This window comes from Thermosporothrix hazakensis, from assembly GCF_003253565.1.
GTDB classification, from domain to species: domain Bacteria; phylum Chloroflexota; class Ktedonobacteria; order Ktedonobacterales; family Ktedonobacteraceae; genus Thermosporothrix; species Thermosporothrix hazakensis.
The window spans coordinates 1-12,375 of sequence record NZ_QKUF01000058.1 but is presented as its reverse complement, the minus strand read 5'-3'; the positions used below and the strand labels follow the sequence as shown (position 1 = coordinate 12,375).

The following is a 12,375-nucleotide window of genomic DNA, read 5'->3' as shown; positions in this document are numbered from 1 at the left end:
GTACCGCTCTTCCCTCCGCTTTTCTGCGCGATATAGGCCTGTTCCAGCGTGATAGTCGTGTCGACTCCTTTACACATATCATAGATGGTCAGCGCAGCAACGGTTACGGCTGTGAGCGCCTCAACATCTACCCCGGTTTTATAGGTCGTGCGCGTTCGTCCCTCAATCGAGATCCAGCCCTTTGTGCTATCGAGGACAAAGTGAAGTTGAATATGCGTCATAGGGAGCGGATGGCAGAGCGGGATCAGGTCAGGCGTCTTTTTTGCGGCCATAATCCCGGCGATCTTTGCGACTTCCAGCACACTCCCCTTGGCAATTTGATTCTCCGCAATCAGCTTGACGGTTTCAGGACGCATGCGGACACGGGCATGCGCAATCGCCTCACGCAGCGTCTCCTGGCGGTCGGTCACATCGACCATATGAATATTACCCTGTTCATCGAGATGGGTAAGCTGTTGTGCTTCGTGTTTTTCAGATGAAGACATACGACATAAATCCTCCTATGGCAAGGAGTATACCATCAGAAGGTGAGGCATGACGAGGAGGAACTACCAGGGCATTTCTGAGACGAAAGGATCGTGCCTGTTGCAGCGTGTTGCTCCCTCTTGCATGCACTGGCATTACCAGAAATGCCCCTACCTTTTGTATCAGGAAAGGACTGTATAGCGGTCGGTCACAGGGCGAACCTTATTTTGCAAGCTTTTGTCGGCTCTGGAACGCCCTTCGGAAATAGGTAAATGCTTCGTGTGCCTTCCCATGCTCCTCAAGAAGCTGTGCGTATTGTACAGCTTCGTCGGCAAGCTCTTCATGGTGGCCCAGTTTCTCAAGCATTTCCAGGCCGGTGACGAAGTGGCGATCTCCCTGCTCGGCCTCTCCCCGAGCGTAGTAGATGCGTCCGAGCACAATATGCATCTCTGCGCTGATGAGTGTATCACCAAAAGGTGCGGCGAGTTCTTCGGCTTTCGTGGCGTAGGTGGTGGCTTCATCGAGCTGCTGATGGGCATAGTACCAGGAGGCGTTGGTTGTGTAGAGGCTTGCCAGTGCAAGCGGGTCAGTTTCCTGTAGTTTGCTGGCCTGCTGGAGTGCTGTATCCAGGAAGGTGCGGGCCTCACTGGCATCCTGTTTCAGGGTGACTGCTCCCAGGTAGTGATAGAGTTCACTCCGTTGTGTCTTGAGACGGGTAGCGTCCGCAAGATAGCGACATTTATACGCATACTGGATTGCAAGCTCCAATTCATCGATATTGCAGTAATGTCGAACCTGTTCCAGATATGCAGCTTGAATGGTTTCCGGGGTTGAGTAGATGTCGCAGGTTTCCAGCGCTTTATAGAAGTGGGTAATAGCCTGTTCCAGATGCTCCTGTTGATTATGCAGATTGTGCTGAGCCTGCTGGGTATAATATTGCCCAATCTGCATATATAATTGTGCGGCGAAAAAAGGATCATGCTGCTCCGACGTCTCAAGCGTATGGAGGCAACGCTGATAGGAGAGGAGTGCCTGTGTATGGTTACGCATTCCCAGATAGGTTTGTGCCAGAAGATGCAGGATGCGGAGCGTAAGGAACTGATCATTCAGCTCTTTGGCGATCTGTAGGGCTTCAATGAGGGCGTATTCGCTTTCCTGATAGTGTGCTGCCCTGAGTTGGGCCCAACCGTAGAGATACTGGTACTGTAGAATCTGGTGTCGCTTCAGTCGTTTCTGGGGGATCTTGCCGAGCTGTTCCAGGGCCTGCTCGATGGAGTGTTCGCGGATGAGGACTTGAATTTCCAGAAAGGCCAGATCAATTTCATCATCATCACGCTCTGCAATGCCCAGTGGGCCATTCAGTCGATCATCGACCTGATTGCGTGCGGGCAGGAGCTGCGTGGATGACAATCCTAGCCGTTGTGCCAGAATCTCCAGCGCACGGAGGGATGGATGAATTTGTCCACGCTCTATAGCAGAAATGTAACTGACAGAGAAGTCAGGCGTGGCCAGTTGACTTTGCGTTAAATGCTGAGCAATCCTTGCTGCTCGTAGCTTTTCCCCCACTGATTTTCCAATTTTGCTAGACGATGGTTCAGGGGACATTATCGCCTCCTACATAGTACTTGAAAATGCATGTCAATAAATACACAAAATAAACGGTCAAATGTATTGTAAAATACACATATGTTTTCTGTCAATATGTTAGTGCAATAAATGTTATAAAGATACTTGTAAAATCTTGCTTGTGTTACAAGTAAAGTGGTTTCTTCGCTCTCTCTGTAGAGTATAGAGTGTGTAGATGTACTACTGGCCGTGTAAGCAACGCTTTGCACGAAAAAGGAAGCCTGATTCTTTGCTGCAAAGTAGCTGTTTTTCAAGCTTTTAAAGAGCGAATAGAGCGACGGGAAGGAGAAAAGACCGACCTCCCTTCGTATGGGCTCTATTATAGCTGAAAGGCGCCAGATATTCTGGCATTCCCTATCGAGCAGGTTTTCCAGCGCATTCTTAGCTATGTAGAAAACGCGCCTCCATACCCTTTTTCGTCTATCAATATGGGAAGATAAACTGTTTATCTATGAAAACTCTATATAGCCTGCCTGCTCGTTAGAATAGCATTCTTCCCTCAGACGCATTGTATTCTACAACAAAGTGACCAATCAAGATAGGCTTGATAAGAATCCTGGTACGGTGCATTGAGGAGAATAAACAGGATATAATAAGGTGATTTCATTGAATGCTCTTATCAGGAATATTTGACAAGGAGAAAAAAGCCAATGTTTCGATTCTTGACTGCTGGTGAGTCTCATGGTCCCGGCCTGACCATTATTGTGGAGGGGCTGCCCGCAGGGTTGACTGTTGAAAAGGTGCTGATTGATGCTGATTTGCGGCGGCGGCAGGGTGGCTATGGACGTGGTGGCCGTATGAAGATTGAAAAGGATGAGGTGCGCTTTCTCTCCGGAGTACGACATGGAAAGACGCTCGGCTCTCCTATTACCATGCAGATCGAGAACCGTGACTGGGTTAACTGGGAAGAGCGAATGAACCCGGCTCCGGTTGATGTAGAGATGGAGCCCGTGACCCGTGTTCGTCCCGGCCATGCTGACTTCACGGGTGCGATCAAATATGGTCACAGCGATGTTCGGAATGTGATTGAGCGTTCTAGCTCACGCGAAACGGCTGCCCGCGTCGCTGTGGGAGGACTCTGCCGCCAGTTCTTGCAGCAGTTTGGTATCACGATCCATAGTCACGTGCTCTCGGTGGTTGAAGTAGGCTATGAGGAGCCGCGTCCGATGACGCCCGACGCATACCCCGAGGAGATGTGGGAGGCAGTAGAGAACTCGCCAATGCGTTGTGCTGATGCCGCCCTGACTGAGAAAATGATTGCACGTATTCTGGAAGCAAAGCGACACGGTGATACTTGTGGCGGCGTGTTTGAGGTCGTGGCGTTCGGTGTGCCCATCGGCCTGGGCAGCTTCAGTCAATGGGACCGTCGCTTGAGTACTCGCCTGGCAATGGCGATGATGAGCATTCCATCTGCGAAAGGGGTTGAGATTGGTGCTGGCTTTGGTGCCACACGAACGACTGGCTCTCATGTCCATGACGTCTTGCGACACCGGGAAGATGGAAGCTGGTATCATCTGACGAACAACGCAGGTGGTATTGAGGGCGGTATCTCGAATGGTGAGCCAATTGTGGTGCGTGTTGGTGTTAAGCCTATTCCCACTCTGGCGCATCCGTTGCCATCAGTTGATATTGCGAGCGGTGAAAATATTGATCAGAGCCGCTATGAGCGAAGCGATGTCTGTGTTGTCCCTGCAGCCGGAGTTGTCGGTGAAGCGATGATGGCGGTGGTACTGACCGAAGCGCTACTTGAGAAGTATGGCGGCGATAGTATGGACGAAATGCTCAGGCATGCGCGCGCCTGAGAGCAGGAGGGGACGCCGCATGGCGTCCCGACCGGCCCCTGCTCTTATCCCCTCCCTGTGCTACTTCCTTGCTATTTCTGAGCAATAATGGTATACATTCAAGCTGAGAAGGTACCTGTTGTATATGGTAACCTGTATAAGTATGTCTCAATTTGACTTATTACGCAGAAGATAGGCGAGTACGTTTGCTTTTTCAGTGGCATTACCGCATCTTTATTCGTTCTATAAAGCAGAGTAAACCCACACCTTCTATCCTGAATGAGCGTAGAAAAGAAATAGATAAAGAGAAAACGCCGCACTATGCCGGCGTCACCCAGGGTAAAAACCACATAAGTAAGGACGCGAGGGATCACCTATGACCACAAAATCTGGCATTCGCCGTTTGATGTTTGTCTTTGTCGCCCTGTTTCTGGCGATGAGCGCGGGGTTGGTCTACTGGCAGGTGTACGCCGCCGAAAAGGTGACTGCGAATCCGCGTAATCAGCGCCGCTGTCTGACCACAAATGTACCGTTGCGAGGCCGCATTCTGGATCGTAACGGGGTGGTGCTGGCCGAATCAAAGCCAGATCCAAAGGTATGCGGCGGATATGTTCGCCATTACTATGAGCCGTCACTTGCTGGCCTGATCGGTTATTATCCAGGACCGAACTATCTCACAACCGGCCTTGAGAAGACCTTCGATGATTATCTGATGGGACGAGTCGGGATGAGCGCTCTGGATAATCACATGAATAAGTTGTTGCATCGTCAGCCCATGGGAAATGACATCTACCTGACGATTGATGTCCGCATACAGCGTATTGTTGATAAGCATTTTGATGATCCCTTGCTCGTCAACGATCCAGATAATGTGGCCGCCACCAATCGTGGGGCTGTCATTGTCAACGATCCAAGCACTGGTGAGGTCCTGGCTATGGTCAGTCGCCCGAGCTACGATCCCAATAAGCTGGTGCAAACGCTTTCTCACGGAGATGAATCCTACTATCAACAGCTCACCAAAGACCCCGATCAGCCGTTGATCTATCGTCCACTCTATGGTCAGTATACTCCCGGTTCAACCTATAAGACGATGACACTCCTGGCGGCGATCGACTCGGGAACGACTGAACTGGAACGGGTCTATCCGCCAAAATATACGGTTGGTCCGGTTGTGATTGGCGATCACCAGTTTACCCCTGCCATGAGTAATATTCAGGGCTATACCCATAACTTTAATGTCTCCACGCATTATGGCTATGCCCACTCGGATAATATTCTCTTCGCGAAGCTAGGCGAGGATATGGGTGTTGATAAGTGGCTTGAGTATAACAAGAAGTTTAAGGTCGGCACCTCGTATGATATTGATGGCCTCAAGGTTGCAACCAGCCGGGTTACAAAGGCAGATGGCACGCTCGATACCAATACAATGGTTGATGGAGCCTTCGGCCAGGGTGTTGACTTCGTGACGCCATTCCAGATCGAGCTGATCAATAATATTGCTGCGAACAATGGGCAGTTGATGCGCCCGGCTCTGCTTTCAAAGATCAAGACACATGATGGCGCGGTCTTGAAAGAGTTCTCTCCGCAGACCTGGGATGGGCCCCAGGTGAGTAAACAGGCAGCGATGGATACGCGCAGAGCGATGTTCGGTGTGGTCAATTGCGGCTCCGGTCTGGAAAATGGAGTTGCGCTGCCTACTTCCCCGTGGGGTATCGGGGCCAAAACCGGTACGGCTGAGCTTGGTGGCGATAAGCTGGCCCATAGCTGGTTGATGACGCAGGCTCCCTTCTCTTTGAATAACCCCGAGAAGAAGCCCGCACTTACCATTGTGGCCATTCGTGAGAATGGTGGCGAAGCCGGTAAGTCGCTTGGCCCGATGATAACGAACATCTACAATGAGATCTTTTCAAACAATCTGGTCAAGGTAGAGCAGCCGCCTGCTACCCCGCCAACCTACTGCTGTGATGCAAAGCTGTTGCAACAGGGACCAGGCTGCTAACAGCACGAAACACATACAGGGATCTTCCAGGAAGTGGGAGGTCCCTGTTCTTTTCCTCCTGTTCTATTGCCGTATTGCGCTGTTACAATGGAATGTATCTGGCTGAAATCTGGTACGCTGAAAAGGAAAGAGCTCTTTTCATTGGGAGTACAACCAGACGAACCTGTTCTGCGAATATAGAAGAGAGAGAAGAAAGCTATTTTGTGATGAGGGGAGGCACTGAATGAATATCCGAAAGAATGCGTTGCGCCTGGCATCTCTTTTTCTTGCCTTCTTTGTGGCCCTTTCTGCCGGGCTGGTGTACTGGCAGGTGGTGGTAGCGCAGCAGGTGCTCTCGAATCCGCGCAACAATCGTCCCTGCCTCCCGGATAATGCGCCGCAGCGTGGCCGTATTTTTGATCGGAATGGGGTGTTACTGGCTGAAACCAAACCGTCAAAGAAGGGGTGTGGTGGGTTGCGGGTCTATTACGAGCCCTCGCTTGCCGGACTGATCGGGTACTATGTCAGCCCACTCTTTTCTGTGACGGGAATTGAGAATCAGTACAATAAGTATTTAACCGGCCAGGTAGGAATGACGACGCTTGATAATACTGTCAATAAGCTGTTGCATCGGCCTCCTGTCGGAAGCGATATCTATTTGACGATCGATGTACGCATACAAAGGCTGGTCAATAAGCTCTTTGATCAGCCGGTTTCAATTGATAACAAGAACACGTTTAAGACGGATCGCGGCGCTGTCGTTGTAATGAATCCACAAACCGGGGAAGTGCTGGCGATGGTAAGCCGCCCGAGCTACGATCCGAACAGGCTGGTTGATACGCTGGCAAGCGGTGATTTTTCCTACTATGAGGAACTGACGCAGCGAAAGGATCATCCTTTGTCCTGGCGCCCGACACAGTTTCTCTATAGCCCTGGTTCCACCTATAAGACTATGACTCTGCTTGCCGGGCTCGATTCCGGGAAAGTAACACTGCATGATCAGTTTGATGAGAAGCACGCTATTGGGCCGGTTGTGATCGATGGGGTGCGATTTGGTCCCTCTGGTAACAATATTGAAGACTACACGGAACAGTTCCCGGTCAATACCGAGTATGGATATGCGCATTCTGATAACATCATTTTCGCGCAGCTTGGAGTGAAGACCGGTCTGGATACCTGGCTCGAATACAACAAGCGCTTCTATGTTGGCGATACGATTCCCTTTGATCTGCCTGTCGCGTCCAGTTCAGTGATGAAGCAGGATCAGAAGACGTTGAAATTGAGCGAGCTGGCGGCGAATGCATTTGGGCAGGGATACGACCAGATGTCGCCGTTGCAGATAGCGCTGATTCAAAATGCGGTTGCCAATAATGGAACGTTGATGCGTCCATATGTAATCTCGAAGATTGTAGACCCGAGCGGTGCAGCAGTCACATCAAATTCACCGACCTCATTGGGGCAGAAGGTGAGCGAGCAGACGGCAACTCTGGTGCGTCAGGCGCAGGTAGGCGTCATACAGTGCGGCTCTGGCCTACTGATCCCGCCAATGCATTCGTCAAAGTGGGGAATCATTGGCAAGACTGGCACGGCTCAGGTTTCCGATGATGGTAGTGTGCCGGCTCACTCCTGGATGATGACCTCAGCACCATATTCGCTCAAGCGGCCCTCGCAATTGCCCGCGCTGACCATTGTGGCAATGAAAGAGAACGGTGGAGAGGGCGGTTCGACTGTCGGCCCGATGATTGCATCCATGTATGATCAGATTTTTTCTCAGAAGCTGATGCAGGCTCAGGAGCCAGAACCGGTAGATGCCAACTATTGTACACGTACTGGCCTGCTTCAGGGATAGCTGAAGCAGGCCCTGGCTGTATGCTATATTGCCCTGTAGGTCACGTTTTTTTCAAGGAAAGCAGTTCTTGTATGCTGGCTTGTGATTACGAAAGGGCGCGTATACAATATGGTCTATTGGGAACACCGTTATCTTCTCGGCAGTATGGTTTTTACCATTGCGGGAGACGTTGTACGCGATTTTGATGATGAGTATGACGCCTGGTGCTGGTTGGAGAAGACTGGTTGGGGGCTGGTTGCGATTGAACCACCCGATCCCATTCGCCCGGGAGCATGCAAGTATTACTTTAAGCGGCAGAAGCTCCCGCTCAATCGGCAGACAGCCGAGCACCAGATACCTTCAGAAAAATGGAGATAAGAGCAATGAATGGTTTGTGGCGCTCACCGCAAGACCCGTTGCGAGTGGCTAGAGGGACCGTGACCCACTGGCAGGAAGCAACGATGCAGGAACGTGAAGATATGCTGGCAGTTGAGGAGCCATTCGAGGTGCGTGTCAACGGTGAGAGTCTGGCTGTGATTATGCGCACTCCGGGTCATGATGCCGAGCTGGCTGCTGGCTTTCTCTTTACAGAAGGTGTGCTTCATGCTCCATCTGCGATTGCAGAGATCCAGGCCGCTGTTGATGCTGATGGGCTTCCTCAGCCCAACGTGGTTGATGTGCGGTTGCAACCCGGTATCACTCCTGCACGGCCCGGTGGTGAGCGCCGCTTTGCTGTTTCTTCCAGTTGTGGCCTCTGTGGCAAGAACAGCATTGCCGATCTGGTTCAAGATGTACCTCCCCTTGCAAGCGATCGGGTGCGCATCTCCACGACCGTCCTCTATCGTCTGCCTGATCTCTTGCGTGAGCAGCAGGCAGTATTCAGTCATACCGGTTCACTGCATGCAGCGGGGCTTTTCTCGCTGGATGGCGATCCGCTCTTGCTGCGTGAGGATGTGGGTAGACATAACGCAGTAGATAAGCTGATAGGCTATGGCCTGTTGCATCAGCAGTTTCCTTTTGAGCGCTCAATCTTACTTGTGAGCGGGCGCACATCGTTCGAGATCCTACAGAAAGCGCTGAAGGCTCGCATTCCCTGTGTGGCAGCAATCTCTGCTCCATCGAGTCTGGCGGTTGAGCTGGCGCAACAGGCCAATATAACCCTGATCGGCTTTCTGCGTGGTCGCTCCATGAATGTTTATGCCCATCCTGAACGTCTTCTGGAGAGATGATCTTCTTGTTACTTCTCCTATCGAGAATGGGAAAATAGGGCGGTGGAGAGATTGAATTGAGGGGATAAGATGGCCTGAGCAGGTCTATTTTAAGGCATGGACAGACAGAAGACGCGCTCTTGTTCTTCCTTAGTTGGTACTGTATAATCCGGTCATGAGAAACGATACTATTGCTGCTATAGCTACCCCGCCAGGGGTGGGCGGTATTGGTGTGATCAGGGTAAGCGGGCCAGAGGCGTTCACCGTTGTCTCCTCATTGGTGCGGCGCCCTGGAAAACCCGATGAACTCCCTCCTGTGCCTCCATCCCATCGGCTCACATATAGACTGGTAATTGATCCAGAGACCCGAGAAGTGCTGGACGAAGTGCTTGTCGCCTTCATGCGGGCTCCCCATACCTATACCTGTGAAGATGTTGTTGAGATTCAAGGGCATGGTGGCCCATTGGTGCTGCGTCGGATTCTGCGCGCCGTGCTGGCGTGTGGCGCACGAATGGCCGAGCCCGGTGAGTTCACAATGCGGGCGTTCTTGAATGGTCGCCTTGATCTATCTCAGGCTGAAGCTGTCATGGATCTGATCGACGCACAAACCGAGGCAGGGCAACGACTCGCGCTGCAACAGTTGCGCGGAAGGCTCTCCGATCAGGTTCAGGAGATACGACATACCATTCTGGGTGTGATTGCACAGATCGAAGCCAGTATTGATTTTCCCGAAGAGGATGTGCCAACACCCGAGGCCGAGGAACTCTCGCCCCCGATTGTGACAGCTCTTGAGCAGATTCAACGGCTACTGGCTGGTGCGGAACAGGGAAAATTGTTTCGCCAGGGCTTACGGACAGCCATTATCGGGCGGCCAAATGTAGGAAAATCGAGCCTGTTGAATGCCCTGCTTCGTACTGAACGGGCGATTGTGACTCCTATTGCCGGTACCACACGTGATACTGTTGAAGAGGTGGCGAACCTGCGTGGTATTCCGCTGCATTTGATTGATACAGCCGGGATTACGCCGACCGATGATCCCGTTGAACAGATAGGGGTGCAGAGAAGCCGGGCCGCCGCTGAGAGTGCTGATGCTGTATTGCTTGTCTTTGATGGTTCGGAGCCCCTTGCCGAGCAGGATCGCCGTGTCTCAGCCGAACTGGAGATGATGGGGTTTGGCGCTGATGAGCAGACACACAAGCGCCCTGTGGTGATCGTGGTGAATAAAGCGGATCGCGATCAACGAATCGAGCTTGATGAGTTGAAACAGTTGTGGCCGCTTGCGCCCATTGTGCATACATCAACGCTCAACAATGAGGGCCTTGATGCTCTGGAAGAGACGCTTGCAGAACTGGTGCTGGCAGGGCGAGCCGTGAACAGTGATAGCGTGCTGGTGACGAATACGCGCCATCAGGATGCGCTGCGCCGGGCCAATGAGCATTTACAGGCATCGAAGGCATCACTTGAACAGTATTTGCCACTGGACTTTGTGTCGATTGATTTACGGGCGGCGTATGAGGCGCTTGGAGAAATCACCGGCGAAACGGCTTCAGATGACCTGCTGGATCGTATCTTCAGGGATTTTTGTATTGGCAAGTAATGAGAGATGGGGCGGTCAGGACGCCCGGGATGCTTTTCAAAAGAGTCTGGATTGTTGATAAGCTGATATGCCCCGCTCTCTTGTTGAGTCAATTTCTCGAAAAACTATCCGAAATGAGCTGATATGATGCGAAATATATTCAAGAAACCGATTACCATCGTGTTTCTGGTGTTGGTTGTATGCAGCATCGCGCTGGCGTTTATGGCTTATCGCTTTACCGCTGAACCGGCTCACCCTCCGGTTCAAGTGACGCCGACACCAACACCAACCGCAATCCTTCCTTTCCCTTCTGCAACGCCGAAAACGAACATTCTTCCACCAGTGGAAAACAATCCTGCCAAAGTGCTCGGTATAGAGGGAAGTCGTGGGGTCAATTTCCAGGTTCCGTGGGTGCGCGTCCCGTACGCCACCTGTGGAACGCAGGTAAACAAAGGAACCTATCTACAGAAGCTTGTGGAGGATTATCATAAGCAGAAAGTACGTGTCCTGTTGACCGTTTGCCAGACCAGCAATGATGACAAGAAACTATACGACACCAGGCTGCTTGGGGACGCAGCTCGTAGTCTCCCCGATGCTGTTCAGTGTGGCAATGAACAGATGAAGAATGATCCAAGTGTTGCATTTCTGCATCTTGAGCCCGCTAAATTCGCCCGTTTCTATGATCTCTGTGAGCGCACCATGCACTCATTTCGGAAAGGGATCCCAACGCTATTAGGCTCGCTTGATCCACAGGTAGCGCGATTCGATGTTCAGAATCTTTATGGCCAGGTCGCCTATCTGGATGAAGTGCAGGCAGAGATGCAGAAGCTTCATCCTAAGAGCAACTGGCAGTGGCGACAGCAGGCTGTTGGGCTGATCGATAGCTGGCATAATGGATGGAGTAACGGGCAATATAATCCCGATGAGAACAATCTGCGGGATCAGTTCGCCTTTTGGGCGCAACAATTTGGCGTCGATATAAATAGCGGCAAGCTCGGACAGCATCTCTGGGTGGTGGAAGGAACCGCCTGCTTCAAAGGATGTGGGGTGAACGAGAATGATCCGTCTGAGATCGCGAAAGCGCATATCTTCGGCCTGATTGTTGATGTGCAGACCGCAATGCAGTATAAGGTTCCGTTCTTCTACTTTAGCGGGAGAGACTTCTTTGATCAGGGCATTATCTGGCCAATCGGGGTGGCTGACCCTCAGGGCAAGGCCAAGCCATTGCGCCAGGATCTGGCGCCGGGATCGATGACTTTGGAACTTACTTGCGGAGGGAAGAAAACACCGGTACGCGATCAGATACAGCTCCTCTCGCAGCTCTATAAGGGATGTTCGCTCCCCGGGAATTATGTGAATATATTGGTAAGCTAAGTACTCTCCGACGGCATTACAAGCCTGCCCATGCAGAAATGGGTGGGCTTCGTTTTTTGGAAATTTATAAAATTTTATAATTTTTGAAAAAAATAGCAAAAAAACTATTGACAACTTCATAGCCCTATGGCATAATACGGGAGCCGTCGGGAGAGAGGGCAAAAGGAACCCGGGAAAGCCGGAGGAGCCGCCCGAGCAAACGACGAAAGTATAGCGAGTACCTTGACAATTGAAGAGTGGAAAACAGAACCGCATGGACGGAGGCTCCTTCTGAGAGGAAGGAGCGCAATGTCAGTTCCTGTTGATTCTGTGATCTGTTCCATTGAGCAGATCAAACACCAACAACCAAGCATAATCGCATATCCTGTGGGGATATGTCGAGATAGAAACAACGCTTGAATGGCGAGTTTGATCCTGGCTCAGGACGAACGCTGGCGGCGTGCCTAACACATGCAAGTCGAACGCCCTTCCCTCGTGGAAGGGAGTGGCGGACGGGTGAGTAACACGTGGGTACCTACCCCGAAGTGAGGAATACCGGC

9 protein-coding genes and 1 rRNA gene are annotated in these 12,375 nt (G+C 51.6%); 8 read left to right on the top strand and 2 right to left on the bottom strand.

Annotated elements, in window-relative coordinates; genetic code table 11:
* On the bottom strand, positions 1-485 hold a 485-nt coding region (gene moaC, locus EI42_RS31020), incomplete at its 3' end, for a cyclic pyranopterin monophosphate synthase MoaC (RefSeq protein ID WP_111326744.1).
* A gap of 202 nt (positions 486-687) precedes the next feature.
* Positions 688-2,070, bottom strand: a complete 1,383-nt coding sequence (locus EI42_RS31015) for a helix-turn-helix domain-containing protein (RefSeq protein WP_111326742.1) — start codon at positions 2,068-2,070, stop codon at positions 688-690.
* 671 nt (positions 2,071-2,741) lie between these two features.
* Between EI42_RS31015 and aroC the strand changes: the two genes are divergently transcribed.
* The 8 genes from aroC to EI42_RS30975 form a co-directional block, all read left to right on the top strand.
* On the top strand, positions 2,742-3,893 hold the full coding sequence (gene aroC, locus EI42_RS31010) for a chorismate synthase (protein WP_111326740.1): 1,152 nt from the start codon (positions 2,742-2,744) through the stop codon (positions 3,891-3,893).
* 355 nt (positions 3,894-4,248) lie between these two features.
* Positions 4,249-5,871 carry a penicillin-binding transpeptidase domain-containing protein gene (locus tag EI42_RS31005; RefSeq protein ID WP_111326738.1) on the top strand — a complete coding sequence of 541 codons (1,623 nt, stop codon included), beginning with the start codon at positions 4,249-4,251 and terminating at the stop codon, positions 5,869-5,871.
* A 223-nt stretch (positions 5,872-6,094) separates the two neighbouring features.
* Complete coding sequence (locus EI42_RS31000) at positions 6,095-7,699, top strand: peptidoglycan D,D-transpeptidase FtsI family protein (protein WP_111326736.1); 1,605 nt, start codon at positions 6,095-6,097, stop codon at positions 7,697-7,699.
* 108 nt (positions 7,700-7,807) lie between these two features.
* On the top strand, positions 7,808-8,056 hold the full coding sequence (locus EI42_RS30995) for a hypothetical protein (RefSeq protein WP_111326734.1): 249 nt from the start codon (positions 7,808-7,810) through the stop codon (positions 8,054-8,056).
* Positions 8,057-8,061: 5 nt separating this feature from the next.
* On the top strand, positions 8,062-8,907 hold the full coding sequence (fdhD, locus tag EI42_RS30990; protein ID WP_111326732.1) for a formate dehydrogenase accessory sulfurtransferase FdhD: 846 nt from the start codon (positions 8,062-8,064) through the stop codon (positions 8,905-8,907).
* Positions 8,908-9,040: 133 nt separating this feature from the next.
* Positions 9,041-10,483, top strand: a complete 1,443-nt coding sequence (gene mnmE / locus EI42_RS30985; protein ID WP_211326437.1) for a tRNA uridine-5-carboxymethylaminomethyl(34) synthesis GTPase MnmE — start codon at positions 9,041-9,043, stop codon at positions 10,481-10,483.
* Positions 10,484-10,606: 123 nt separating this feature from the next.
* Entirely contained in the window at positions 10,607-11,836 is a 1,230-nt protein-coding gene (locus EI42_RS30980) for a hypothetical protein (RefSeq protein WP_111326730.1), read from the top strand.
* 396 nt (positions 11,837-12,232) lie between these two features.
* Positions 12,233-12,375: ribosomal RNA gene (locus EI42_RS30975) — 16S ribosomal RNA — on the top strand; the annotation flags it as partial.

Bases quoted from the DNA above. Each gene is read 5' to 3' on its own strand.
- EI42_RS31015 (WP_111326742.1), bottom strand. From the start codon at position 2,070: ATGTCCCCTGAACCATCGTCTAGCAAAATTGGAAAATCAGTGGGGGAA.
- aroC (WP_111326740.1), top strand. From the start codon at position 2,742: ATGTTTCGATTCTTGACTGCTGGTGAGTCTCATGGTCCCGGCCTGACC.
- EI42_RS31005 (WP_111326738.1), top strand. From the start codon at position 4,249: ATGACCACAAAATCTGGCATTCGCCGTTTGATGTTTGTCTTTGTCGCC.
- EI42_RS31000 (WP_111326736.1), top strand. From the start codon at position 6,095: ATGAATATCCGAAAGAATGCGTTGCGCCTGGCATCTCTTTTTCTTGCC.
- EI42_RS30995 (WP_111326734.1), top strand. From the start codon at position 7,808: ATGGTCTATTGGGAACACCGTTATCTTCTCGGCAGTATGGTTTTTACC.
- fdhD (WP_111326732.1), top strand. From the start codon at position 8,062: ATGAATGGTTTGTGGCGCTCACCGCAAGACCCGTTGCGAGTGGCTAGA.
- EI42_RS30980 (WP_111326730.1), top strand. From the start codon at position 10,607: ATGATGCGAAATATATTCAAGAAACCGATTACCATCGTGTTTCTGGTG.